At 70.2% G+C, this 22,519-nt stretch carries 22 protein-coding genes; 13 read left to right on the top strand and 9 right to left on the bottom strand.

Translation table 11 applies throughout. The features are described 5' to 3' along the window. Positions 1-236: 236 nt before the first annotated feature. On the bottom strand, positions 237-1,517 hold the full coding sequence (gene lplT, locus AVMA1855_RS23455) for a lysophospholipid transporter LplT (protein ID WP_272565936.1): 1,281 nt from the start codon (positions 1,515-1,517) through the stop codon (positions 237-239). Positions 1,518-1,656: 139 nt separating this feature from the next. Between lplT and alr the strand changes: the two genes are divergently transcribed. Next, positions 1,657-2,763, top strand: a complete 1,107-nt coding sequence (gene alr, locus AVMA1855_RS23450) for an alanine racemase (RefSeq protein ID WP_284427529.1) — start codon at positions 1,657-1,659, stop codon at positions 2,761-2,763. Beyond that, positions 2,763-3,602 carry a hypothetical protein gene (locus AVMA1855_RS23445; protein ID WP_284427530.1) on the top strand — a complete coding sequence of 280 codons (840 nt, stop codon included), beginning with the start codon at positions 2,763-2,765 and terminating at the stop codon, positions 3,600-3,602. Before alr ends, AVMA1855_RS23445 begins: the two co-directional genes overlap by 1 nt. Before the next feature lie 18 nt (positions 3,603-3,620). Here the strand turns inward: AVMA1855_RS23445 and AVMA1855_RS23440 are convergent, their stop codons facing one another. Then, entirely contained in the window at positions 3,621-4,556 is a 936-nt protein-coding gene (locus tag AVMA1855_RS23440) for a LysR family transcriptional regulator (RefSeq protein WP_284410533.1), read from the bottom strand. A 158-nt stretch (positions 4,557-4,714) separates the two neighbouring features. On the opposite strand from AVMA1855_RS23440, the gene AVMA1855_RS23435 reads away from it, so the two are divergent. Then, the gene (locus AVMA1855_RS23435) at positions 4,715-6,307 is read left to right on the top strand and encodes an ABC transporter substrate-binding protein (RefSeq protein ID WP_284427528.1); all 1,593 of its coding nucleotides are present in this window, start codon (positions 4,715-4,717) and stop codon (positions 6,305-6,307) included. A 127-nt stretch (positions 6,308-6,434) separates the two neighbouring features. Here the strand turns inward: AVMA1855_RS23435 and AVMA1855_RS23430 are convergent, their stop codons facing one another. From AVMA1855_RS23430 to AVMA1855_RS23420, 3 genes are all read right to left on the bottom strand, one after another. Beyond that, positions 6,435-7,043: a glutathione S-transferase family protein gene (locus tag AVMA1855_RS23430; RefSeq protein WP_284394644.1), complete on the bottom strand. Its 609-nt coding sequence runs from the start codon at positions 7,041-7,043 to the stop codon at positions 6,435-6,437. A 137-nt stretch (positions 7,044-7,180) separates the two neighbouring features. Further along, positions 7,181-8,158 (bottom strand): 2-dehydropantoate 2-reductase, encoded by a 978-nt coding sequence (locus AVMA1855_RS23425; protein ID WP_284427527.1) that lies wholly within the window; start codon positions 8,156-8,158, stop codon positions 7,181-7,183. 110 nt (positions 8,159-8,268) lie between these two features. Further along, entirely contained in the window at positions 8,269-8,592 is a 324-nt protein-coding gene (locus tag AVMA1855_RS23420) for a hypothetical protein (protein ID WP_284410540.1), read from the bottom strand. 222 nt (positions 8,593-8,814) lie between these two features. On the opposite strand from AVMA1855_RS23420, the gene radA reads away from it, so the two are divergent. From radA to AVMA1855_RS23385, 7 genes are all read left to right on the top strand, one after another. Beyond that, positions 8,815-10,194 (top strand): DNA repair protein RadA, encoded by a 1,380-nt coding sequence (gene radA, locus AVMA1855_RS23415; protein ID WP_284394641.1) that lies wholly within the window; start codon positions 8,815-8,817, stop codon positions 10,192-10,194. Between the two features lie 82 nt (positions 10,195-10,276). After that, positions 10,277-10,726: a glycerate kinase gene (locus AVMA1855_RS23410; protein WP_272565926.1), complete on the top strand. Its 450-nt coding sequence runs from the start codon at positions 10,277-10,279 to the stop codon at positions 10,724-10,726. A gap of 42 nt (positions 10,727-10,768) precedes the next feature. Continuing rightward, positions 10,769-11,707 (top strand): branched-chain amino acid transaminase, encoded by a 939-nt coding sequence (locus tag AVMA1855_RS23405; RefSeq protein WP_284427526.1) that lies wholly within the window; start codon positions 10,769-10,771, stop codon positions 11,705-11,707. A gap of 5 nt (positions 11,708-11,712) precedes the next feature. Continuing rightward, positions 11,713-11,919: a zinc-finger domain-containing protein gene (locus AVMA1855_RS23400; protein WP_272549760.1), complete on the top strand. Its 207-nt coding sequence runs from the start codon at positions 11,713-11,715 to the stop codon at positions 11,917-11,919. A 3-nt stretch (positions 11,920-11,922) separates the two neighbouring features. Beyond that, positions 11,923-12,723 (top strand): glycosyltransferase family 2 protein, encoded by an 801-nt coding sequence (locus AVMA1855_RS23395; protein ID WP_284427525.1) that lies wholly within the window; start codon positions 11,923-11,925, stop codon positions 12,721-12,723. After that, positions 12,720-14,036: an O-antigen ligase family protein gene (locus AVMA1855_RS23390; RefSeq protein WP_284427524.1), complete on the top strand. Its 1,317-nt coding sequence runs from the start codon at positions 12,720-12,722 to the stop codon at positions 14,034-14,036. Before AVMA1855_RS23395 ends, AVMA1855_RS23390 begins: the two co-directional genes overlap by 4 nt. Positions 14,037-14,055: 19 nt before the next feature. Continuing rightward, on the top strand, positions 14,056-15,030 hold the full coding sequence (locus AVMA1855_RS23385) for a glycosyltransferase (protein WP_284405766.1): 975 nt from the start codon (positions 14,056-14,058) through the stop codon (positions 15,028-15,030). Between the two features lie 23 nt (positions 15,031-15,053). Here the strand turns inward: AVMA1855_RS23385 and AVMA1855_RS23380 are convergent, their stop codons facing one another. The 4 genes from AVMA1855_RS23380 to AVMA1855_RS23365 all read right to left on the bottom strand — a co-directional run bounded on the left by AVMA1855_RS23380 (position 15,054) and on the right by AVMA1855_RS23365 (position 19,256). Next, positions 15,054-15,569 carry a type 2 periplasmic-binding domain-containing protein gene (locus AVMA1855_RS23380; protein ID WP_284410547.1) on the bottom strand — a complete coding sequence of 172 codons (516 nt, stop codon included), beginning with the start codon at positions 15,567-15,569 and terminating at the stop codon, positions 15,054-15,056. Positions 15,570-15,799: 230 nt separating this feature from the next. Next, entirely contained in the window at positions 15,800-17,020 is a 1,221-nt protein-coding gene (locus AVMA1855_RS23375; protein WP_284427523.1) for an ATP-binding protein, read from the bottom strand. 3 nt (positions 17,021-17,023) lie between these two features. Beyond that, positions 17,024-17,740, bottom strand: a complete 717-nt coding sequence (locus AVMA1855_RS23370; protein WP_284427522.1) for a response regulator — start codon at positions 17,738-17,740, stop codon at positions 17,024-17,026. A gap of 181 nt (positions 17,741-17,921) precedes the next feature. Then, complete coding sequence (locus tag AVMA1855_RS23365; RefSeq protein WP_284427521.1) at positions 17,922-19,256, bottom strand: AmpG family muropeptide MFS transporter; 1,335 nt, start codon at positions 19,254-19,256, stop codon at positions 17,922-17,924. A gap of 109 nt (positions 19,257-19,365) precedes the next feature. On the opposite strand from AVMA1855_RS23365, the gene AVMA1855_RS23360 reads away from it, so the two are divergent. The 3 genes from AVMA1855_RS23360 to AVMA1855_RS23350 all read left to right on the top strand — a co-directional run bounded on the left by AVMA1855_RS23360 (position 19,366) and on the right by AVMA1855_RS23350 (position 22,108). After that, the gene (locus AVMA1855_RS23360; RefSeq protein ID WP_284427520.1) at positions 19,366-20,037 is read left to right on the top strand and encodes a helix-turn-helix domain-containing protein; all 672 of its coding nucleotides are present in this window, start codon (positions 19,366-19,368) and stop codon (positions 20,035-20,037) included. Between the two features lie 135 nt (positions 20,038-20,172). Continuing rightward, a complete protein-coding gene (locus AVMA1855_RS23355) occupies positions 20,173-21,099 on the top strand; it encodes a DMT family transporter (RefSeq protein ID WP_284427519.1) in 927 nt (308 codons plus the stop codon). A gap of 109 nt (positions 21,100-21,208) precedes the next feature. Further along, a complete protein-coding gene (locus AVMA1855_RS23350; RefSeq protein WP_284394632.1) occupies positions 21,209-22,108 on the top strand; it encodes a M48 family metallopeptidase in 900 nt (299 codons plus the stop codon). Positions 22,109-22,519: the final 411 nt, after the last annotated feature.

Below are 22,519 nucleotides of genomic sequence, written 5' to 3'. Positions count from 1 at the left end.
AGCAGCGGCCCCACCTGTCCCTAGAATACAAAACGCCCGATGCGGTGCACCGGGCGTCTCTTGCAAGCCAATTACGGCTAGGGTTCAGTCCCGCATAGGTGTCAACCTATTCCAGGACGGGTCACTCGGATGAAGGCAGTTCCATGTCCGGCTGTGGTTAAGTTGTACTTTCCATTGCGCAGGCCGGCAGGCGGCCGCGCGTGGCGCCCGGGGCGCGCCGCGGCGGCCGGCGGCGGTCAGTGGTGGTGATCGTGCCGCGCCAGGTGCAGCAGGTGGTCCACCTCTTCGCGGTAGCGCACGCAGTTGTGCTGGTGCCAGCGGCGGATCAGCCACATCACCCCGGCCACCACGAGGCCGAACGCGGTGATGGCGCCGAACACCGACAGCCCCATCTTGAGCGACAGGCTGTAGAACGCGCCCAGCGCCAGGATGCAGGCCTGCTCGTTGAAATTCTGCACCGCGATGGAGCGGCCCGCGCCCATGAGGTTGTGGCCCCGGTGCTGCAGCAGCGCGTTCATCGGCACCACCAGGTAGCCGCCCAGGCCGCCCAGCAGGATGAGGAAGGGAATGGCGACCCAGATGCTCTTGATGAACACCATCAGCACCAGCAGCAGGCCCATGGCGATGCCCAGCGGGATCACCTTGGTGGCCATGTCCAGCCGCATGCGCATGGAGGCCACCACCGCGCCCACGGCCGTGCCGATGGCCACCACCCCGGTGAGGGCCGAGGCCTGCGTGGTGTTGTAGGACAGCGCGGCCGCGGCCCAGGCCAGCACGATGAACTTGAGGTTGCCGCCCGCGCCCCAGAAGAGGGTGGTGGTGGACAGCGAGATCTGGCCCAGCTTGTCGCGCCACAGGCGGTTGTTGCAGGCCCAGAAGTCCGGCAGCATCGCCAGCGGATTGGAGGGCAGCGGGCGCATCTCCACGCCGGTGTGGGGAATGCGGGTGTTGAACCACGCGGCCACTAGGTACAGGGTGATCAGCGCGGCGATGGCGGCCTCGGCCGCGGTGTCCACGCCGGTGTCCACGAAGGGCAGGTCCACCGACAGCAGCAGGCCGGCGATGGCGGGCCCCACGAGCTGGCCGCCCAGCAGCACGCCCAGGATGATGGAGGCGATGGTCAGCCCCTCGATCCACCCGTTGGCCTTGACCAGCTGCGAGGCCGGCAGCAGTTCGGTGAGGATGCCGTACTTGGCGGGCGAGTAGGCCGCCGCGCCCAGGCCGACCACGGCGTAGGCGATCAGCGGGTGCGAGCCGAACAGCATCATGAGGCAGCCCACGACCTTGATCGCGTTGCTGAAGAACATGACCTTGCCCTTGGGCATCGCATCGGCGAAGGCGCCCACGAACGGCGCCAGCACCACGTAGAACAGCGCGAACATCGGCACGAGCGCCGCACGCTGCCATTCCGGCGACCCGTTGGTGCGCAGCAATTCCACGGCGGCCACGAAAAGTGCGTTGTCGGCCAGCGAGCTGAAAAACTGCGCCGACATGATGGTGTAGAAACCGCGCTTCATCGAATGGCTGTTGGGTGCATCAGTTCGCCTGATGCCCTGTTAAATATCGGAACCCGCTGCAAGTGACTGGCGGTTATATCACGCGGTTTCTAGAGGGCGATGCCAGAATTCCTTCCTTTTCGCTCCGCAGATCCACCCCATGCCGCGTCCCATCCAAGCCACCATCCACACTGCTGCACTGCAACACAATCTCGAGCGCGCCCGCGCCAGTGCGCCGGACGCCCTGGCCTGGGCGGTGGTGAAGGCCAATGCCTACGGCCACGGCATCGAGCGCGTGTTCGAGGGGCTGCGCGCGGCCGACGGCTTCGCGCTGCTGGACCTGTCCGAGGCCGAGCGCCTGCGCGCCCTGGGCTGGCGCGGCCCCATCCTGCTGCTGGAGGGCGTGTTCGAGCCGCGCGACCTGGAGCTGTGCTCGCGCCTGGGGCTGTGGCACGCGGTGCATTGCGACGAGCAGATCGACTGGCTGGCCGCCCACAAGACGCAGGCGCCGCACCGCGTCTTCCTCAAGATGAACACGGGCATGAACCGCCTGGGCTTCACGCCCGAGCGCTACCGCTCGGCCTGGGCGCGGCTCAATGCGCTCACGCAGGTGGACGAGATCTCGTACATGACCCACTTCAGCGACGCCGATGGCCCCCGCGGCATCGCGCACCAGATGCAGGCCTTCCAGTCCGCCACGCAGGACCTGCCCGGCGAGAAGAGCGTGTGCAACAGCGCGGCCACCCTGCGCCATGCGGTCGATGCGCGCGTGCGCGGCGATTGGATCCGCGCCGGCATCGTGCTCTACGGCGGGGCGCCGGACTACCCCGAGCACGACGCCGCCCACTGGAACCTGCAGCCGTCGATGACGCTTTCGGCCCGCGTGATCGCGGTGCAGCACGTGCAGGCCGGCGACACGGTGGGCTACGGCTCCGCCTTCACGGCCGACGCCCCGCTCACCATCGGTGTGCTGGCCTGCGGCTATGCCGACGGTTACCCGCGCCACGCCGGCACCGGCACGCCCGTGCTGGTGAACGGCGTGCGCACGCGCGTGGTGGGCCGGGTGAGCATGGACATGATCACGGTGGACCTCTCCCCCGTGATCGCGGCGGGCGTGGAGGCGGGCTTCGGCGCCGAGGCCACGCTCTGGGGGCGCGCCGCCAGCGGTGCCGTGCTGTCGATCGACGAGGTGGCGCATGCCGCCGGCACGGTGAGCTGGGAGCTGATGTGCGCCCTGGCCCCGCGCGTGCCGGTGGCGGTGGCCTGATGCGCCCGGGGCAGCGCGCGCCGGCCGCCCGATCCGGCAAGGGCTCGACCTGGCGGCGGGTGCAGGCGCCCGACCGCGAACTGGTGCACACCCTGCGCCAGCGGCACCGGCTGCACGTGCACGGCTGGTGCATCGGCGCCTTCATGATGGCGTTGATGTGGGCCACCTCGCACACCCAGAAGGTGATGGGCGTGGACTCGCTCGCGCTGCGCTACGGCATCACGCTGGGCGTGGGCTACGTCGCCTACCTGCTGGTGCTGCGGGCCTGGGCGGCCTGGCTGGTGCGGCCGCCCCGCCAGCGGGACGACAGTGGGTGGACCGATGGCATCGACCTGCCGTCCGACATCGACCTGCCGACCGGCGGCGCGCGGGTGCCCGTGCCGCGCAGCGGGGGCGGCGGCGACTTCGGTGGCGGCGGGGCGAGCGGTGATTTCGGCGAGGGCGTGGGGAGCGGCCTGGGCGAGGGTTTGAGCGACGTGGCCGGCGGGGCGCTGGAGGCTGCCAGCGGTGCGGACGAGGGTGCGGTGGTGATCGTGCCCGTGGTGGCCATCTTCCTCATCGGCGCGGCCATCGTGCTGGGCGCGGGGGCCCTCGCGCTGCTGTACTTCGGCTTCGACGTGCTGCTGGCCGTGGCGGTGGAACTGGCGTTCTCGTACGCCACCGCGCGCGCCGCGATGGGTGTGGAGCGGGCCGGCTGGCTCTCGGCCGCGGTGCGGCTGACCTGGAAGCCGCTGCTCGGCGCACTGCTGTGCGCGGTGGTGCTGGGCGCGGCCATCGACCGCTTCCTGCCGCAGGCCAACTCCCTGCCCGAAGCGGTGCGCCTGCTGCGCGCGCGCTGAAGCCCGCGGGGCCGGGCGCTACTTCGGCGCGTGCAGCAGCCGCAGGAACGCCTGGGCCGGCGGGCTCAGCGGCCGGTCGGCCCGCACCAGGCTGCCGTAGGCCTCCAGCGTGTGCTGGAAGCGGTAGGGCAGCACATGCAGCAGGCCGTGCTCTGCATCGCGCTGCGCCACGGCCTCCGGGATCACCCCGATCAGCTCGGAGCGCCGCACCAGGTTGATGGTGGTGAGGATGGAGCCGGTCTCGATCAGCCCCTGTGGCAGCGCCGCGCCGTGGTCCTTGAATTCCTGCGCGATCAGGTCGCGCATGGGGCTGCCGGCCGGCTGCAGCACCCACGGAAAATCGAGCAGCGCCGCGAAGCCCACGCGCGCCTTGCCCGCCAGCGGATGGCCGTTGCGCACCACCACCGCCAGACCTTCGCCGTCGATGGGCTGGAAGGTACAGTCCCGGCCCGAATCGCCGGAACGCCGGCCCACCACCACTTCGAGCACGCCCTCGCGCAGCTGCGCCAGCAGCCGGTCGCTCGTGTCCACGGCGATCTCCAGCGCCAGCAGCGGGAACACCGCCTTCAGCCCGAGCAGCGCGTCGGTCAGCCGGCCCGGCGAGGCCGCCATGATGCTGCCGACCGACAGCTTGCCCGCGCTGCCCAGCCGCATCTCGCTGAGCTCGCGGTTCAGCGCTTCCATGCTGCCGCGGATGCTGCGAAAGTAGCCGGTCACCCGCTCGCCCGCGGCGTTCAGCCGCAGGCCGCGGCCCACCCGGTCGAACAGCGGCTGGCCGAGGGCGGCCTCCAGTTCGTGGAGCATCTTGGTCGCGGCCGGCTGGCTCAGGCCCAGCGCGCCCGCGGCCGCGCGCAGCGTGCGGTGCTCGGCAATGGCCAGCATCAGCGCGACCTGCCGCATGCGCAGCCGGTTGAGCAGCTGCGGGGTGCTTTCCTGCGGATCGATGGAGCCCATGTGGGATGGCCTGTGTGAGGGGTGGAAGGCAACGAAACGGGCCCCTGAATTTACCCGGCCCCGCGGCCTGCATAACGTTAGAACCACAAAGTCGTTCGCCGCGCGGAGGGCCGCGGGCATAGTGGCCGCACTCTTCGTTGCTTCAGGGCCTTTGCACCATGCGCTTTTCGCTTTCCCTCGCGGCCACCCTGGCCGCTGCCGCCTTCACCGTGGCCACGCCGCTGGCCGCGCAGGCCGCCACCTTCCGCTTCGCCCGCTCGGCCGACGTGTCCTCGTGGGACATCCACGCGCAGAACGTGGGCGTGAACAACGCGCTGCATTCGGCCGTGTACGAAACGCTGGTCGAATACAACAGCAAGACCTTCAAGCCCGAGCCTCAGCTGGCCACCGCCTGGAAGCGGGTCAGCCCCACGCAGCTGCGCATCACGCTGCGCCAGGGCGTGAAGTTCAGCGACGGCTCCGCCCTCACGGCCGACGACGTGAAGTTCTCGCTGGAGCGCGCCAAGGCCAAGACCTCCAACTACGCCGTGTACACGCAGGGCATCGACCGCGTGGACGTGGTGGACGCGAACACCGTGGACATCTTCTCTGAGGTGCCCAACCCGGTGCTGGTCAACCAGCTGACCGAGCTGCGCATCATGAGCAAGCCCTGGGCCGAGAAGAACAACGCCACGGCGCCGAAGGACATCAAGACCAGCGACGAGCCCTACACCCACCGCAACACGCTGGGCACGGGCCCGTTCGTGCTCAAGTCCTGGGCGCCCGACCAGCGCCTGGTGCTGGCGGCCAATCCCCACTGGTGGGGCAAGGGCCAATTCGGAGGCAACGTGACCGACGTGGTCTACACGCCCATCAAGTCCGATGCCACGCGCACGGCGGCGCTGCTGTCGGGCGAGGTGGACTTCGTGCTCGACCCCAGCCTGCAGGACGTGCCGCGCATCCGCCAGCAGCCGCAGCTGAAGGTGCTGGACGGTGCCGAGAACCGCACCATCTTCCTGGGCCTGGACCAGTTCCGCGACGAGCTGCAGAACTCCAGCGTGAAGGGCAAGAACCCGCTCAAGGACGTGCGCGTGCGCAAGGCGCTCTACCAGGCCATCGACATCAACGCCATCCAGCGCGTGGTGCTGCGCGGCCTGGCCCAGCCCACCGGCGCGATCATCGCGCGGCAGGTGAACGGCTGGACCCCGAAGGCCGACGTGCGCTGGCCCTACGACCCCGCCGCCGCGCAGAAGCTGTTGGCCGAGGCCGGCTACCCGCAGGGCTTCGACGTGGACTTCGCCTGCAGCGCGGGCCGCTACATCAACGACGAGCAGCTGTGCCAGGCCATCACCGCCCAGTGGGCCAAGGTGGGTGTGAAAGCCAGGCTGCGCTCGCTGCCGTTCGCCACGTACTTCCCGATGATCCAGCGCAACGAGGCCAGCATCTACCTGCTGGGCTGGGGCGTGCCGACGTTCGATGCGTTCTATTCGCTGCAGTCGCTGATCCGCTCGCCCGGTGCCGGCGGCGACGGCAACTTCAACCTGGGCCGCTTCAGCGACCCGCAGCAGGACGCGCTGATCGAGCGCATCAAGAAGGAAACCGACGCCGCCACGCGCAACAGCCTGATCGAGCAGGCGCTGGTGCAGGACCACCAGCTCATCTCGCACATCCCGCTGTACAACCAGGTGATCCCCTGGGCGGCCTCGCAGAAGGTGGAGATCATCCACCGCGCGGACAACCGCATCGACTGGCGCCTGCTGAAGGTCAACTGAGCCGCCAGGCCATATCGTTGCCGGTCATCGCGCCTGGCCCTTCACGAACCGCCCCGCGGGCCGCCCGGCCCCGGGGCTTTTTCTGGACGGGCGCCGCCTCGCGCGGCATCCGTCCCCCCGCGGGACATCAATCCAACGACCGCTGCACCGCCGGCCGCGCCGCCACGCGCTGCGCGTGCGCATGCACCTTGGGGAACCGGGCGATGTCCACGCCATCGCTCTGCAGCCATCCACCGATGGTGAACAGGTAGCCGTCGCTCACCGAATAGGCGTCGCCCAGCACCCACGGCCCCTGCAGCTGCTGCTCGATCAGCGCGAAGCATTCGGTCATGTTGGCGCCGACCTTGCGCTGCATCGCGGCGATGGCCTCGGGCTCGTCGGCCCAGCGGTTGGCGCGGGGCCGGTGGGCATGGGCCACGTGCACGGTGGAGGCGAGGTAGCTGTTGAACTCCTGCATGCGCGCGAACCCGTGGGGATCGGTGGGCGCCAGCCGCGCCTCAGGGAACCGCTGGGCCACATAGGCCAGCAGCGCTGGCGTCTCGGTCAGCACGCCCTGCTCGGTGACCAGGGCCGGCACGCGGCCCTTGGGGTTGATGGCCAGGTACTCGGGCGTGCGCTGCTGCTGCGCCTTGAAGTCCATGCGCTCCAGCGCGTGATCGGCGCCGGCTTCGTTCAGCGCGATGCGAACGGCCTGCGCGCAGGTGCCGGGGGCGTAGTAGAGGGTCAGCGAGGCCATGGGGGGCTCCAGTGGGTTGGCGATGGGAAAAGGAACTGCCGACGCCTGCGGCCTGGTGGTTTCAAGCAAAAAACCGCGGCAAGGCAATAAGTACTAGGGCATGTTGCTATGGTTTTTGATATGCCCGTCCGTGCGCATCAGTGCAGGCCACGCACCCGCGCCATCAGCCGCACCAGGCCCAGCAGGGCGTCGGTGTGCGGCGTGGGCACGGCGGTGAGGCGGCCCAGCTCGTGCACCGCGCCCACCAGGGCGTCGATCTCCAGCGGCTTGCCGGCCTCCACGTCCTGCAGCATCGAGGTCTTGAACGCGCCCAGCTTGCGGGTGACGGCGTGGCGGTCTTCGGGCTGCTGGTCGATCGGCAGGCCCAGCCGTTCGCCGATGGCCTTGGCCTCGCGCATCACGTCGGAGATGAAGGTGCGCACCAGGTCGTCGTCGAGGATGCGGTCGGTGGTGGCACCGGTGAGCGCGCTGATGGGGTTGACCGTCAGGTTGCCCCAGAGCTTGAACCACACGTCCTGCTGGATGCGGGAGGACACTTCGGCCTCGATGCCGCCGCGCCGCAGCGTGTCGGCCAGTGCCTGCAGCCGCGGCGTGGGCGCGCCGGCGGGCTCGCCCAGGATGAGCCGGTTGCCGAAGTGGTGGCGCACCACCCCGGGCGCGTCGAGCGAGCAACTGGTGTGGACCACGCCGCCGATCACCTGGCCGGCCGGCACGGCACGCGCCATGGCGCCCGAGGGGTCGACCGACTGCAGCGCCTGGCCTTGTGCGGGGCCGCCGCAGCCGTCGAGGAACCACCACGGCACGCCGTTCATGGCCGTGAGCACCAGCGTGTGGGGGCCGATCAGCGGCGCGATGCGGGCGGCCACGTCGGGCAGGGCCGGGGCCTTGACGGCCAGCACCACCAGGTCCTGCACGCCCAGGGCGGCCGGATCGTCGTGCGCGCGCACCGGCGTGGCGTGCACGGAACCATCGGGTTGAACGAGGCGAAGGCCCTGCGCATCGAGGGCCTGCCGCGTGGCGCCGCGCGCCACCATGGACACATCGCCGCCTGCTCGCGCCAGCGCCACGGCGAGCCAGCCGCCGATGGCGCCCGCGCCATAGATACATGCCTTCATCGAAACATCCGCCTCTGCAGGGACCGGCCGAACGGCCGCGAAGCGGTGGATGTTAAGCGCTCCCCGCGGCGTGCGCCGGGGGAGGCGGCAGGGGCGCGGTCAGCGCGCGATCACTTGGCGTCGCTGGCCGGCTCCGAGGCCGCGGTGGCCGGCGCCGGCGTGCTGCCGCCGAACACGGCGCCGCCGGCCGGGGCGGAGGAAGACGGGGTGGAGGACATGCCAGCGTCCGACGCAGGCGTGGCCGGCGTGGCAGGGGCGGGGGTGGCGGGGGTCGTCGGCGCCGGGGTGGTGACGGGTGCGGTGTTGGTGGGCGTGTCGGCTGGCTTGTTGCGGTCGCAGGCGGTGAGCGCCAGGGCGGACACGACGATCAGCGGGGCGGCGGCGAGCCAGCGGCGGGAAGGGGTGGCCGAAGCGTTCATGGTGTTTGGGGTCATGGGTTGTATCTCCTTGAATGGCGTGCGGCGGACTGCCGCTGGAATGGGCATGCTAGGCAGGCTCCAGCAGGCGCGGGGTAGGATAGGGTTGACATCGCAATTGCTTACTTTCAGGCCGTGCACCCCCGCTGGCGCCCGGCTTGGAGCCGCTGCGGGCCGGCCGCCGCCGGGCATGCCGCCCCGCTGCGATCCCCCCTGGTGCCCCGTTTTCCGATCCCTGCCATGGCCAAAGAAAAAACCCTCTTCACCTGCTCCGAGTGCGGCGGCACCAGCCCGCGCTGGCTGGGCAAATGTCCGGCCTGCGGTGCCTGGAACACCCTGGTCGAAACCGTGGCCGAGGCCGGCCCGGGCAAGAACCGCCTCAGCGCGCCGCAGTTCTCGGGCCTGGCCCAGGCCCAGGCGGTGATGCCGCTGGCCGCCATCGAGGCGACCGACATCGCCCGCACGCCGAGCGGCATCGACGAGCTGGACCGGGTGCTGGGCGGCGGCATCGTGGAGGGCGGCGTGGTGCTGATCGGCGGCGACCCGGGCATCGGCAAGTCCACGCTGCTGCTGCAGGCGCTGGATGCGCTGCAGCGCGTGGGCCTGCCCACGCTGTACGTGACGGGCGAGGAAAGCGGCGCGCAGGTGGCGCTGCGCTCGCGCCGCCTGGGCCTGGACCACAGCCAGGTGAACGTGCTGGCCGAGATCCAGCTGGAAAAAATCCTCGCCACCATCGATGCCACCCAGCCGGCCGTGGCGGTGATCGACTCGATCCAGACGGTGTACTCCGACCAGCTCACGAGCGCGCCCGGGTCGGTGGCCCAGGTGCGCGAGTGCGCCGCGCATCTCACGCGGGCGGCCAAGGCCTCGGGCGTGACCATCATCCTCGTGGGCCACGTCACCAAGGAGGGGGCGCTCGCCGGCCCACGCGTGTTGGAGCACATGGTCGATACGGTGCTGTACTTCGAAGGCGACACGCACAGCCAGTTCCGCCTGGTGCGCGCCATCAAGAACCGCTTCGGCGCGGTCAACGAGATCGGCGTGTTCGCCATGACGGAAAAGGGCCTTAAGGGCGTGACCAACCCGAGCGCCATCTTCCTGAGCCAGCACAGCGAGCCCGTGCCCGGCAGCTGCGTGCTGGTCACGCTGGAGGGCACGCGGCCCATGCTGGTGGAGATCCAGGCGCTGGTGGACGAGGGCGGCCCCAGCCCGCGCCGGCTGTCGGTGGGGCTGGACCGCGACCGCCTGGCCATGCTGCTGGCGGTGCTGCACCGGCATGCCGGCGTGGCCTGCATGGACCAGGACGTGTTTGTCAACGCCGTGGGCGGCGTGCGCATCAGCGAGCCCGCGGCCGACCTGGCGGTGATGCTGTCCATCACCTCCAGCCTGCGCGGCAAAGCACTCCCCCGCGGGTTCATCGCCTTCGGCGAAGTGGGCCTGGCCGGCGAGGTGCGCCCGGCCCCGCGCGGTCAGGAGCGGCTCAAGGAGGCGGCCAAGCTGGGCTTCAGCGTGGCCGTGGTGCCCAAGGCCAATGCGCCCAAGAAGCCCATCGAGGGCATCACCATCCATGCGGTGGAGCGGGTGGAGGAGGCGATGGAAGTGGTGCGCGGCATGGGCTGAAGGCCGCCCGCCGGGCGGCGATGCCGCGCCTACGCACCATCCACACCCGGCCCCGGCGGCCGCCATAGGACAATCTCGCCCCATGAATCTGCGCAACCTCTTCATTCCCGTCGGCATCGCGGTGCTGGTCTTCGCGGCCCACCGCTCCTATGGCTGGCAGGGCGTCATGGCGGTCGGGGGCGGGCTCGTGATGTGGGCGCTGCTGCATTTCACCCGGCTCATGAACGTCATGCGCAAGGCGGCCGACCGGCCCATCGGCCACGTGGGCAGCGCCGTCATGCTCAATGCCAAGCTGCGCAAGGGGGTCAATCTCATGCACGTGGTGGCCATGACGCGTTCGCTGGGCGAGCCGCTGTCGGCCGACGGCGAGGAGCCCGAGCGCTACCGCTGGACCGACGGCACGCAGTCGCACGTGACGTGCGAATTCCGGGCCGGCAAGCTGGTGGAATGGGCGCTCGTGCGGCCCGTGCCGCAGGAGGATGCGCCCCAGGCGCCGGCGGATGTGGCGGCCCCTGCCCGCGCAGACTCGTAAAATCGCGGGTTTTGCGACTTCCAGCAATTCCAAAGGAACCCCATGAGTCCCGTAGCTCCCTCGATGGCCGACCGTGACGGCAAGATATGGATGGACGGCCAGATGGTCGATTGGCGCGACGCCAAGATCCATGTGCTGACCCACACGCTGCACTACGGCTGCGGCGCCTTTGAAGGCGTGCGTGCCTACAAGACGGCCGACGGCACGGCGATCTTCCGCCTCGAGGAGCACACCGAGCGCCTGTTCAACAGCGCCAAGATCCTGCGCATGACCATTCCGTTCACCCGCGACGAGGTGAACGAGGCCCAGAAGGCCGTGGTGCGCGAGAACCAGCTCGAATCGTGCTACCTGCGCCCGCTGACCTGGATCGGCTCGCAGAAGCTGGGCGTGTCCCCCAAGGGCAACCAGATCCACCTGATGGTGGCGGCCTGGGCCTGGGGCGCCTACCTGGGCGAAGAGGGCATGAAGCGCGGCATCCGCGTCAAGACCAGCAGCTACACGCGCCACCACGTCAACATCACCATGACGCAGGCCAAGGCGGTGAGCAACTACACCAATTCGATCCTGGCCAACATGGAGGCCCTGGACGACGGCTACGACGAGGCCCTGCTGCTGGACGCCTCCGGCTTCGTGTCCGAGGGCGCGGGCGAGAACGTCTTCATCATCAAGAACGGCGTGGTGTACACGCCCGACCTGTCGGCCGGCGCGCTCAACGGCATCACGCGCAACACCATCGTCCACATCTGCAAGGACCTGGGCCTGGAGCTGGTGCAAAAGCGCATCACCCGCGACGAGGTGTACATCGCCGACGAGGCCTTCTTCACCGGCACCGCCGCCGAAGTGACGCCCATCCGCGAACTCGACCGCCTCGCCATCGGCAGCGGCTCGCGCTGCCCGATCACCGAAAAGATCCAGAGCGCCTTCTTCGACATCGTGAACGGCCGCAATCCCCAATACGCCCACTGGCTCACCAAGGTCTGAAGAACATGTCGCAAGCCATCGTCGAACTGGTCGCCAAAGACCTCAACCCCCAGGGCGGCGTCTTCTGCCCCAGCCCCAAGGCGGACATGAAGATCTGGAACACCCACCCCAAGGTGTACCTGGACGTCGCCCACACGGGCGAGGCCAAGTGCCCCTACTGCGGCACGGTGTACCGCCTGAAGGCGGGAGAACGCGTCCATTCCGGCCACTGATTGATGCCGGCTGAACGCGGCAGCGCGGCCCGCCCCACGCTCACGGTGGCGGTGCTGACGCTGAACGAGGGCCACCGCATCGAGGCCTGTCTGGCGAGCGCCTCGTTCGCCGACCAGATCGTGGTGGTGGACAGCGGCAGCACGGACGACACCGTGGCCGTGGCGCGGCGCCTGGGTGCCCAGGTGCATGTGTATCCCGACTGGCAGGGCTTTGCCGTGCAGCGCAACCGCCTGCTGGCGCATGCCACGGGCGACTATGTTTTCTTTCTCGACGCCGACGAGGTGATGGGCCCCGACTTCCGCGAGGAGCTGCAGGCCATCGTGCGCTCGGGCGAGCGCGCGGTGTGGAAGATCCGCTGGCGCATGGTGGCCTTCGGCCACGAACTGCGCTACCTGCGCACCACCTCGACCGTGGAGCGGCTGTTTCGGCGCGACATGCTGCGCGAGTACGTGGGCGTGGTCCACGAGGAGGCCGTGCTCACCGAGCCCGGCGTGCCGCGCCACGTGATGCACGCGCGGCTGCTGCACCACTCGCGCGAGACCGTGCGCGGCAGCCTGGAAAAGCTCACGCAGTACGCCATGCTGGGCGCCGCCAAGCGCGCGGCGGCCGGCAAGCGCGGCGGCGTGGGGCGCGGGCTGGCCTCGGGCACGAGCATGTTCGTGCGGCTGTACGTGCTGCGGCTGGGGTTCCTGTGCGGCGGTGCCGGTTTCCTTTACTGCCTGTTCGTGGCCCTGGAGGCGTTCTTCCGGTATGCCGCGCTGGAGTACGACAGCGACCGCCTGAGCGAGAGCGTGCGCCGGTGAAACCTTCGGATGTCTTCGCACGCCTGTCCGGCGTGGCGGCTTTCATGGTGCCCGGCCTGGCCCTGTGGCTGCGCTCGGGCTATTCGTGGGGCGCGGTGGTCCTGCTGCTTTGCAGCCTGGCCACGGCCGGCGTGTGGCTGCGCCGGCCCCCGGGCCGCGAGGCCTGGTGGCTGTTCGCCTCCATCGTCGCCATGGGCTTCGTGTGGGCCCTCGATTTCGACCCGGCCCAGGGCGGCTGGTCCAACTTGGACCGTCCGTCCAAGTACCTGCTGGCGCTGCCCTGCCTTTTCTACCTGCTGGCCTATCCGCCGCGTGCAGTCTGGCTGTGGTGGGGCCTCGCCGTGGGGGCGTGCGGCGCTGGGCTCATCGGCATCTACCAGACCGGCGTGCTGCACCTGCTGCGCGCCAACGGCTACACCAATGCGATCCAGTTCGGCGGCCTGAGCCTGCTGCTGGGCCTGATGTGTTCGGCGGCCCTGCTCGTGCAGTGGAGCCGCTGGGCGCCCTGGCAGCGCGTGGGCTGGGTGGTGTGCATCCTGCTGGGCTTCGAGGGCTCGCTGCTGTCGGAATCGCGCGGGGGCTGGCTCGTGCTGCCGCTGGCGCTGCCCGTTTGCGCGTGGCTGCAGGCCCGCTGCGGCCAGCGCCGGCTGGCGATGATCGGGGCGGCGCTGATCCTGGCCGGCATGGCGGGCCTCATGGCGCTCAAGGCGCACGACGTGCGCTCCCGCGTGGACGAGGCGCGCCAGGAGATCACCCAGTACGAATCCAAGGGCGATGCGGCCAGCTCGGTCGGGCAGCGGCTCGCGCACTGGAAGCTGGCCTGGTCCATGGGCCTGGACCGGCCGCTCACCGGCTGGGGCCGCTACGGCTACGAGGCAGAGAAGCAGCGGCGCGTGGCCGCGGGGCAGGCCCATCCGTTCGTGCTGCGGTTCAGCCATGCGCACAACGAGGTGCTGGACATCTTCGCCAAGCGCGGCCTGCCCGGCGTGGCGGTACTGCTGCTGTTCTATGCGGTGCCGCTCGCGCTTTTCTGGCCGACGCGTCGGCGCGTGTGCCGGACCACGGAGCACGGCACCATGGACCCCCAGGTGCTGTGCCTGCGCATGGTGGGCGTGCTGCTGCCCATCGCCTACATCGGCTTCGGGCTCACTCAGGTGTTCCTGGGCCACAACAGCGGCACCATGTTCTACCTGTTCATGTGCATGCTGGTGCTGGCCATCCTGCAGGGCCGCGAGCGCGATGCGCTGCGGCGGCGGGCTGCGCAGGCCACCGTGCCGCCGGGCCCGGGCCGGCTCGCCGCTGCCTCCTCCTGACCGCCAAGAAGGTTTCGCCATGCACGTGCTGCTCGTCAACAACTCCCCGATCCCGGTCTACGGCTATGGCGGCACCGAGCGCGTCATCTGGGACCTGGGCCAGATGCTGGTGCGCCTGGGCCACCGCGTGAGCTACCTGGTGCCCGAGGGCTCCACCTGCGACTTCGGCGCGGTGCTGCCCATCCGGCCCGATGCGCCGTGGGATTCGCAGATTCCCGCCGACGTGGACATCACGCACTTCCAGTTCAACCCCCGCACCGAGATCGGCACGCCCTACCTGGTCACCGAGCACGGCAATGCCCGAAAGCCCAAGCCGCTGCCGCGCAACACCGTGTTCCTCTCGCGCGACCATGCGGCGCGCTACGGCTCCACCGAGTTCGTCTACAACGGCCTGCAGTGGGAGAGCTACGGCGCCGTGGACTTCGCCCGGCCCCGCGACCACTACCACTTCCTGGGCAAGGCCGCGTGGCGCGTGAAGAATGTGAGCGGCGCCATCCGCGTGGCCCAACTGGCCGGGGTGGAGCTGGACGTGCTGGGCGGCGACCGCATCAACTTCCGCCGGGGATTCCGGTGGACGCTGTCGCGCCGCATCCATTTCTTCGGCATGGTGGGCGGCGCGCAGAAGACCGAGCGGCTCAACGCCTCGCGCGGGCTGATCTTTCCGGTGCGCTGGCACGAGCCCTTCGGCCTGGCCGTCATCGAGAGCCTGTACTTCGGCTGCCCCGTGTTCTCGACGCCCTACGGCGCGCTGCCGGAACTGGTGCCCGCCGAATGCGGCGTGCTGGCGGACAACGCCAGTGCCCTGGCCGAGGCGGTGCGCGCCAACCGCTTCGACCCCCGCGCCTGCCACGACCATGCCGTGCGCCACTTCGGCGCCGAGCGCATGGCGCGCGACTACCTGCGCATGTACGAGCGTGTGCTGGCGGGCGAGATGCTCAATGCCCAGGCGCCCGTGATCCAGGGCGAGGCCCGCTCGCTCGCCTGGCGCAACTGAGCCGGGGCGGCGCGGCGCCGCGCTCAGACCGCCGCGTGGACCGTGAACCCCATCGGCACCGGGCCGAAGTCCTGGATCACCTTCAGTCCCAGCGACCGGGCGGCCTTGGCCGTGGTGATGCAGCCGTCCGTGCGGCCGTGCCGGCATTCCACGGCGGCCTGCGCATTGCTGTTGACGAAGCACAGCTCCGTGCCCGGGGGCGCGAGCTGCTGCGGCGCGGGATGGGTCGAGATGGTGCGGGGCGCCTCGCCCGTTCGCGATGCCAGGATCATGTTGAAGGTGGGCATCACGAAGACATCCACCATCTGGAAGCGGTTCAGGTTGGAGAACACGAGATTGTGCAGGTCGGGATAGGCCACGCACCCCAGCACCGCGATGGCCGGATCGTCATTCAGCGACTCGGCGGCGATCTCGAAGGTGGGGTGCAGGTGCACGGTGCCTTTGCGGCCGTTGCGCCGGAACCATTCGTGGGCTGCGGCTTCGCAGTTGGTGCCGGCCGGCCCGAGGGTGTGGATGACCCGGATGTCTTTGACTGCCATGGTGGAACTGGGTGGATCGGTGTGCAAAATGGACGCCTCGGTCTTGTATTCCGTTGGGCGGAATGCAGGATAAGGGAAACCGCCTTCCGAAGCCACCCGGATTCCGGGGCCAAGCCGCTGACCGAACGAAACAGATGTGACCATGCGCAACATCAAGCGCATGCCCTTGCATGGCGGCCCCAGCCGTGTACCGACACCGGTGCGGCGCGTGCCGCGCCCGCGCAAGGAGGTCAGGCGCTCGCCAACGGCAGGCTCAGCACGAAGCAGGCTCCGCCCTCGCCATCGGGGCGGTCTTCGCAGCGCACCGTGCCGCCTGAGCGTTCCGCGATGGAGCGCACCAGCGCCAGCCCCAGGCCCACGCCGCCGGCGCGCTCGCTGGCGCCGGGCAGCCGGTAGAAGGGTTCGAAGATGCGCTCGCGCTGCGCCGGCGGCACGCCGGGGCCCTGGTCGCACACGCGCACTTCGGCGTGGGTGCCGGTGCGCTGCAGCCCCACCGTGATGTCGCCCTGGCTGTAGCGGCGGGCGTTTTCCAGCAGGTTGCGCAGGGCGCGGCGCAGCAGCTTGGCCACGCCGTTCACCTCCAGGCCGTCCGCGCTGGCGGCGCTGGCTTCCAGCTCGGCATCCACCCGCACGCACTCCTCGGCCGCCAGGCCCAGCAGGTCCACCAGTTCGACGGTGCCCATGTCCGCCTCGCGCGCATCCAGGCGGCTGGCGAGCAGGATCTCGTCCACCAGCTGGTCCAGCTCGGCGATGTTGCGCAGGATCTCGTCGCGAAACGCTGGGGACGGGGCCGAGCCCTGCATCAGCTCCAGCCCCATGCGGATGCGCGTGAGCGGCGAGCGCAGCTCGTGCGAGGCATTGGCCAGCAGCGACTTGTGGGATTTGACGAGCGTCTCGATGCGTGCGGCCGCGGCGTTGAACTGGCGCGCCAGGTCGGCCACTTCGTCATGTCCGGTCTCGGCCACGCGCACGGAAAGGTCACCTTCGCCGAAGCGCTGCACGCCGCGCTGCAAGGTCTCCAGCCGCTGCAGCAGCCGCCGGATGATGGGGAACACGCCCACGGCCACGGCCACGCCGACCAGGCCCAGCATCCACAGGAAGCCGAACGGCGGGCGGGTCCAGAACGCCACCTCGCCGCGCCGGTCGGGGCCGGGCGGCTTCGGGCGCGGCGCCATCTGCAGCGAGAACACCTCGCCGCCCTCGGCCTCCACCCGGAACTCCAGCCCCTCGGCCGGCCCGTTCGGGATGCGCGTGGCCAGCCCGCGCAGCACCGGCTCGCCGCGCTCGTTGATCAGCACCATTTCGCGGGCGGGCGGGGTGGGGGGCGTCTGCGCGTTCTGGTCCGAGGCGATGCGCCAGGCCCATCCCACGGCCAGGGTGAGCACGGCCACGCCCACCACCACGGCCAGCCAGATGCGCAGATAGAGGCGTCGGGAAAACGGGTTGGACATGGGTCAGTCTTGCTGCTTGGCGAACACATAGCCCACGCCGCGCACCGTGAGGATGCGGCGGGGGTTCTTGGCGTCCTGCTCGATCGCGGCGCGGATGCGGCCCATGTGCACGTCGATGGAGCGGTCGAAGGCTTCCAGCTCGCGGCCGCGCACGGCCTCCATGATCTGGTCGCGCGTGAGCACGCGGCCCGCGCGTTCGGCCAGCGCCACCAGCAGGTCGAACTGGTAGGAGGTGAGTTCGGCCGGCTGGCCGCTCACGGTGACGGTGCGCGCATCGCGGTCGATCTCCAGCGAGCCGAAGCGCAGCACCTGCGCGGCGGGCGTGCCGCCGTCGGTGCGCCGGCGCAGGATGGCGCGGATGCGGGCGAGCAGCTCGCGCGGCTCGAACGGCTTGGGCAGGTAGTCGTCGGCGCCCAGCTCCAGGCCGATGATGCGGTCCATCGGGTCGCCCTTGGCGGTCAGCATGAGCACCGGCACCTGCGCCGCCGGCCCCTGCAGCGAGCGGATGCGGCGGCACACTTCGAGCCCGTCCATGTCCGGCAGCATGAGGTCCAGGATCACCAGGTCGGGCAGGGGCCCCGCATCGCCCCCCTGCAGGCGCGCCATGCCGCTCTTGCCATCGGCCATGTGCGTCACTTCCAGGCCCGACTGGCCGAGGTATTCCCCCACCATCTGGGCGAGGCGGAAGTCGTCTTCGATCATCAACAGTTGAGAGCTCATGGCGGGTGTCCTTGGGGGAGGCTTCATCGTCGCGCCGGGGGGCGTCGTTGCGTTGAAGTCCCCGTAAAGTTAGGTAAACCAGGGTCATCCCCCCAGCCGGGGCCATTTTGCGGCCGCGCAGGCCGTGCCGGCGTGGCGTGCGTCATATGCTACTGAATTGATAGCTATGGCAGCATGAAAATCACCGGCGTGGGGGCGTTTCGATCCTGGACGCCAGCGCCACCAGCACCAGCACCGGCAGTCCCAGCAGCGCCGTCCCCACGAAAAACTCGGTGTAGCCGAAGGCGTCCACGAAGCGCCCCGAGAAGCCTGCGATCCACTTGGGCGCCAGCAGCATCATGGAGCTGAACAGCGCGTACTGCGTGGCCGAATACTGCACGTTGGTGAGGCTGGACAAGTAGGCGATGAACGCCGCCGACGCGATGCCCCCCGCCAGGTTGTCGGCCGACACCACGAAGACCAGCCCCGTCACGTCGTGCCCGCGCAGGCCCAGCCAGGCGAACAGCAGGTTGCTGCAGGCGCTGAGCACCGCGCCCAGCATCAGCACGCGCATCACGCCCAGGCGCATGGACAGCACGCCGCCCACGAAGGCGCCGGCCAGCGTCATCAGCACGCCGAACACCTTGGTGACCGCGGCGACCTCGTCCTTGGTGTAGCCCATGTCCACGTAGAACGGGTTGGCCATGATGCCCATCACCACGTCGCTAATGCGGTAGATGGCGATGAGCGCCAGGATCAGCGCGGCCTGCCAGCGGTAGCGCCCGATGAAATCCGCGAACGGGTCGATCAGCGCGCCGCGCAGCCATTCGGCCGGGTTGCGCGCGGGCGTCAGGGGGCGCGGCACGGGCTCGCGCGACAGCAGCACCGTCACCGTGCCCACCAGCATCGAGGCGGCCATCGTCAGGTAGGCTGCCTGCCAGGCGCCTTGCTGGTAGCCGGCGAGGCCAGGCACCTCGGCGCGCGCGGCCACCCACAGCACGCCCGCGCCGGCCCAGATCATCGCCAGGCGGTAGCCCGTCTGGTAGGTGGCGGCCAGTGCCGCCTGGCGGTCGGCGTAGGCCGATTCGATGCGGAAGGCATCGAGCGCGATGTCCTGCGTGGCCGAGCCGAACGCCACGGCCAGCGCGCACCACACCAGCGGCTCCAGCGCCACGCGCGGGTCGTTGAACGCCATGCCCACGAGGCCCGCCATCACCATCGCCTGCGACAGCACCAGCCAGCCGCGCCGGCGCCCCAGCCAGCGCGTGAGCAGCGGCAGCGGCATGCGGTCCACCAGCGGTGCCCACACCCACTTGAAGGCATAGGCCAGGCCCACCCAGCTCAGGTAGCCGATGGTCGTGCGGTCCAGGCCCGCCTCGCGCAGCCAGAACGACAGCGTGCCCAGCACCAGCAGCAGCGGCAGCCCGGCGGAGAACCCCAGCGCCAGCATGCGCAGGCTGGCCGGTTCGAGGTAGACGAGCCAGGCCTCGCGCCAGCTGCGGCGGGGGGCGGTGGCGGGGGCGTGTTCTGGGGGCATCGGAAGGGGTGGGCGGGGGCGGGCCGGGTAGGGGGATCGCAGGGATTATCCGCACCCCTTCCCTGGGGCGCGCCGGCCGTGCTTGCGCCGTGCCGCTACGATGCGCGCCATGGGCCCCGCCGCCGTCCTCCATCCCACCTGCTCGGTGCGCTGCTACAGCGGCGAACACGCCGCGCATGCGCACGGCCACGCGCAGGTGCTCTACGCGCTGCACGGGCGCATGGAACTGGAGGTGGCGGGCCGCGCCGCCTTCGTGGACACCACCTGCGGCATGGTCATTCCGGCCGGCACGGCGCACGCGTTCCTGGCCCCGCCCGGCGCGCGGATGTTCGTGATCGACGCGCCCGACCAGCCCGGCGTCGCGCGCGTGCGGCGCTTCGCCATCGCGCCCGAGCACCGGGCCTTCGCCGCGGGCGACGATGCCGCAATGCGGCTCGCTCAGATCCTGCAGGCCCCGCGCGTGCTCGCGCGCCGCGCCATCGCCCCGGAGCGGCTGGAGCGCGCCGTGCGTGCCGCCCTGCACGAGGACTGGCCCACGGTGCGCATGGCGGCCTTGTGTTTCCTGAGCCCGCAGCGCTTTCATGCCCGCTGGCTGGCGCTGACCGGCCGCACGCCCCAGGCCTGGCTGCGCGGCGAGCGCCTGGATGCCGCCGCCCGCGAACTGGCCCAGGGCGTTCCGCTGGACACCGTGGCCCTGCGCACCGGCTATGCGAGCGCGAGCGCCCTGGCGTATGCGCTGCGCCGCGACCGGGGCACCGGCGCCCGCGCGCTGCGTGCCTGATTCGAATGCTATTATTTTTGTAGCAAAACGCCCTAGTATTGATTGCGGTGGAGGCCGATTCGGCGCATGGCCTGCTGGCGCGCACTTCGCGCGTTGCTCGACATTTGCGCCGCCCGCCCGCGGCACCATGGCGGCATGACGACCCCTTCCCCCCATTCCACCCGCGGCATCGCTCTGGTGCTGCTCGCCTCCACGCTCTGGGGCACCACCGGCACGGCGCAAAGCCTCGGCGCGGGCGGCCTGTCGCCCTTCTGGGTGGGGGCCGCGCAGCTGGCGGTGGCCAGCGCCTTCTTCTCGGTGCTGCTCATCGCCGCGCGGGGGCTGGCGCGCCAACGCGCGCAGCGGCGCGGCCCGGCACCGGCCCCCACCCCCTCGGACCGCCTGCCCGCGCATTGGCTGGCGCTGGCGTCGGCCGGCGTGGCGGGCTACAGCATCTGCTTTTATGCCGGCGTGCAGCGCACCGGCGTGGGCGTGGGCACGGCGGTGGCCATCGGCAGCGGCCCCATCTGGGCGGGACTGATCCAGGCCGTGCTGCTGCGCGCGCCCCTGATCGGCCTGTGGTGGCTGGGCACCGCCGTCAGCGTGGCCGGCGGCGTGCTGATGGTGCTCAGCAAGGGCGCGGGGGCCGGGCCGTCCTGGCCGGGGCTGGCGCTGTGCCTGCTGGCCGGCCTGTCGTACGCCAGCTACGCGCTGGTGAACAAGCGGCTGGTGGCGCGGGCCTCCACCGGCTGGGTCAACTTCTGCGTGTTCACCGGCGCCGCGCTGCTGGCGCTGCCCATGGCATGGCTGCTGGCCGGCGTGCCGCAATGGAGCCTGCCGTCGCTGGCCGTGGTCGTCTATCTGGGCGTGGTGGTGTCCGGCCTGGCCTATGTGGCGTTTTCCAGCGGACTGCGCCACATCGCCGGGGCGACCAGCGTCACGCTGACGTTGGTCGAGCCGGTGGCCGCCTTCGTGCTGGCCGTGGCGATCGTCGGGGAGCGGCAGCCGCTCGCCGCCTGGAGCGGCCTGGGGCTGGTGCTGCTGGGCCTGCTGGTGGTGATCCGCGCGGAGTTGCGCCGGTAGGAGCGCAGGGCGGGGCGGGCGACGCCTCGCATCGGCGCCTTGAAAAAGGGCCCAGGGATGGCTTCCGGCTGACAGACCGGGCCCCCGGCCTGCGGCTAGACTGCCGCCCATGTCGCACCTGCCCACCCCCGATTCCCGCGCTCCGGCGCCTGCCGAGACCGACTCCGCCACGGCCTGTTGCCGGTTCTGCAGCCTGCGCGGCAGCGCCTGGAACGCCCGCCGCGGCTTCCTGCTGGCGGCCGGGGCCGCCGTCGCGGGGCCCGCGCTGGCGCAGGTGGACGTGGGGTCCGCCTCGGGCATGCGCAAGCTGGTGCCGGCCGAGACGATCGAGACCGCCGCCAACCAGCAGTACAGCGAGATGATGGGCAAGGCCAAGGCGCAGCGCGCGCTGGCCGGTGCCGACAATGCGCAGTTGCAGCGCCTGCGCGCCATCGCCCAGCGCCTGATCCCCTACACCGCCCAATGGAACGACCGGGCCCGCCAGTGGCAGTGGGAGGTCAACCTGATCGGCAGCAAGCAGATCAACGCCTTTTGCATGCCGGGTGGCAAGATCGCCTTCTACACCGGCATCCTGGACCAGCTCAAGCTCACCGACGACGAGGCCGCGATGATCATGGGCCACGAAATGGCCCACGCGCTGCGCGAACACGCCCGCGCCCGTCTGGCCAAGACCCAGGCCACCAGCGTGGGCCTGTCCCTCGGTGCGCAACTGCTGGGCCTGGGCGACCTGGGCAACGCGGCGGCCAACCTGGGCACGCAGCTCATCACGTTGAAGTTCAGCCGCGGCGACGAGACCGAAGCCGACCTGGTGGGCCTGGAACTGGCCGCCCGCGCCGGCTACAACCCCGACGCCTCGGTGAGCCTGTGGCGCAAGATGGGCGAGGCCACCAGCGGCCAGGGCGGCATCGCGTTTCTCTCCACCCACCCCAGCGGGCCGGAGCGCATCCGCCAACTGGAGCAGAACGTGCCGCGGGTGCAGGGGCTGTACCAGGCGGCGCGCCGGGGGTGAACAGGGCGCCACGTTGAAGTCACAGGGGCCGCAACGGCCCCTGTTTTTGATGGTCATACCCCCTTTTCTGCTGACAGCCAAGGTAACGGCGGGTGTTTCACCGGCCCAATGACTTGGGGGGCTCGGATGGCAGCCTGAAGGCGCAGGTCCCCATACTCTTCCAACCCACTGACTTCGCTCGTTTCACCATCGAGACGATGGCACGTTTTCTTCGTCATTAATGCTGTCAATAGCACCATTGCAGTAATCCCAAGGTGGAATCAAGTTGCGCCATCTCATGATTTGATGGACGAGGCAAGGCTTTATTCGCAGCTGTGCTTACGTCGCAACATGGTAAGAATCGCGTCAATATTGTGAATATGATCCTGCCCTTGTTTCAAATTGAAATGAAACTCGCGGCGGCGGTCGGCT

Source organism: Acidovorax sp. SUPP1855 (genome assembly GCF_030158955.1).
Lineage (GTDB): Bacteria > Pseudomonadota > Gammaproteobacteria > Burkholderiales > Burkholderiaceae_C > Paracidovorax.
Note: the sequence above shows the minus strand (reverse complement) of the source record. Positions and strands in the feature narration are given on the sequence as shown.

Excerpts from the sequence above, each read along its gene's own strand:
- AVMA1855_RS23355 (WP_284427519.1), top strand. The coding sequence starts at position 20,173 with ATGACGACCCCTTCCCCCCATTCCACCCGCGGCATCGCTCTGGTGCTG.
- alr (WP_284427529.1), top strand. The coding sequence starts at position 1,657 with ATGCCGCGTCCCATCCAAGCCACCATCCACACTGCTGCACTGCAACAC.
- AVMA1855_RS23375 (WP_284427523.1), bottom strand. The coding sequence starts at position 17,020 with ATGTCCAACCCGTTTTCCCGACGCCTCTATCTGCGCATCTGGCTGGCC.
- AVMA1855_RS23365 (WP_284427521.1), bottom strand. The coding sequence starts at position 19,256 with ATGCCCCCAGAACACGCCCCCGCCACCGCCCCCCGCCGCAGCTGGCGC.
- AVMA1855_RS23425 (WP_284427527.1), bottom strand. The coding sequence starts at position 8,158 with ATGAAGGCATGTATCTATGGCGCGGGCGCCATCGGCGGCTGGCTCGCC.
- AVMA1855_RS23445 (WP_284427530.1), top strand. The coding sequence starts at position 2,763 with ATGCGCCCGGGGCAGCGCGCGCCGGCCGCCCGATCCGGCAAGGGCTCG.
- AVMA1855_RS23435 (WP_284427528.1), top strand. The coding sequence starts at position 4,715 with ATGCGCTTTTCGCTTTCCCTCGCGGCCACCCTGGCCGCTGCCGCCTTC.
- radA (WP_284394641.1), top strand. The coding sequence starts at position 8,815 with ATGGCCAAAGAAAAAACCCTCTTCACCTGCTCCGAGTGCGGCGGCACC.
- AVMA1855_RS23385 (WP_284405766.1), top strand. The coding sequence starts at position 14,056 with ATGCACGTGCTGCTCGTCAACAACTCCCCGATCCCGGTCTACGGCTAT.
- AVMA1855_RS23400 (WP_272549760.1), top strand. The coding sequence starts at position 11,713 with ATGTCGCAAGCCATCGTCGAACTGGTCGCCAAAGACCTCAACCCCCAG.
- AVMA1855_RS23440 (WP_284410533.1), bottom strand. The coding sequence starts at position 4,556 with ATGGGCTCCATCGATCCGCAGGAAAGCACCCCGCAGCTGCTCAACCGG.
- AVMA1855_RS23410 (WP_272565926.1), top strand. The coding sequence starts at position 10,277 with ATGAATCTGCGCAACCTCTTCATTCCCGTCGGCATCGCGGTGCTGGTC.
- AVMA1855_RS23360 (WP_284427520.1), top strand. The coding sequence starts at position 19,366 with ATGGGCCCCGCCGCCGTCCTCCATCCCACCTGCTCGGTGCGCTGCTAC.
- AVMA1855_RS23420 (WP_284410540.1), bottom strand. The coding sequence starts at position 8,592 with ATGACCCCAAACACCATGAACGCTTCGGCCACCCCTTCCCGCCGCTGG.
- AVMA1855_RS23430 (WP_284394644.1), bottom strand. The coding sequence starts at position 7,043 with ATGGCCTCGCTGACCCTCTACTACGCCCCCGGCACCTGCGCGCAGGCC.
- AVMA1855_RS23350 (WP_284394632.1), top strand. The coding sequence starts at position 21,209 with ATGTCGCACCTGCCCACCCCCGATTCCCGCGCTCCGGCGCCTGCCGAG.
- AVMA1855_RS23380 (WP_284410547.1), bottom strand. The coding sequence starts at position 15,569 with ATGGCAGTCAAAGACATCCGGGTCATCCACACCCTCGGGCCGGCCGGC.
- AVMA1855_RS23395 (WP_284427525.1), top strand. The coding sequence starts at position 11,923 with ATGCCGGCTGAACGCGGCAGCGCGGCCCGCCCCACGCTCACGGTGGCG.
- AVMA1855_RS23405 (WP_284427526.1), top strand. The coding sequence starts at position 10,769 with ATGAGTCCCGTAGCTCCCTCGATGGCCGACCGTGACGGCAAGATATGG.
- AVMA1855_RS23370 (WP_284427522.1), bottom strand. The coding sequence starts at position 17,740 with ATGAGCTCTCAACTGTTGATGATCGAAGACGACTTCCGCCTCGCCCAG.
- lplT (WP_272565936.1), bottom strand. The coding sequence starts at position 1,517 with ATGAAGCGCGGTTTCTACACCATCATGTCGGCGCAGTTTTTCAGCTCG.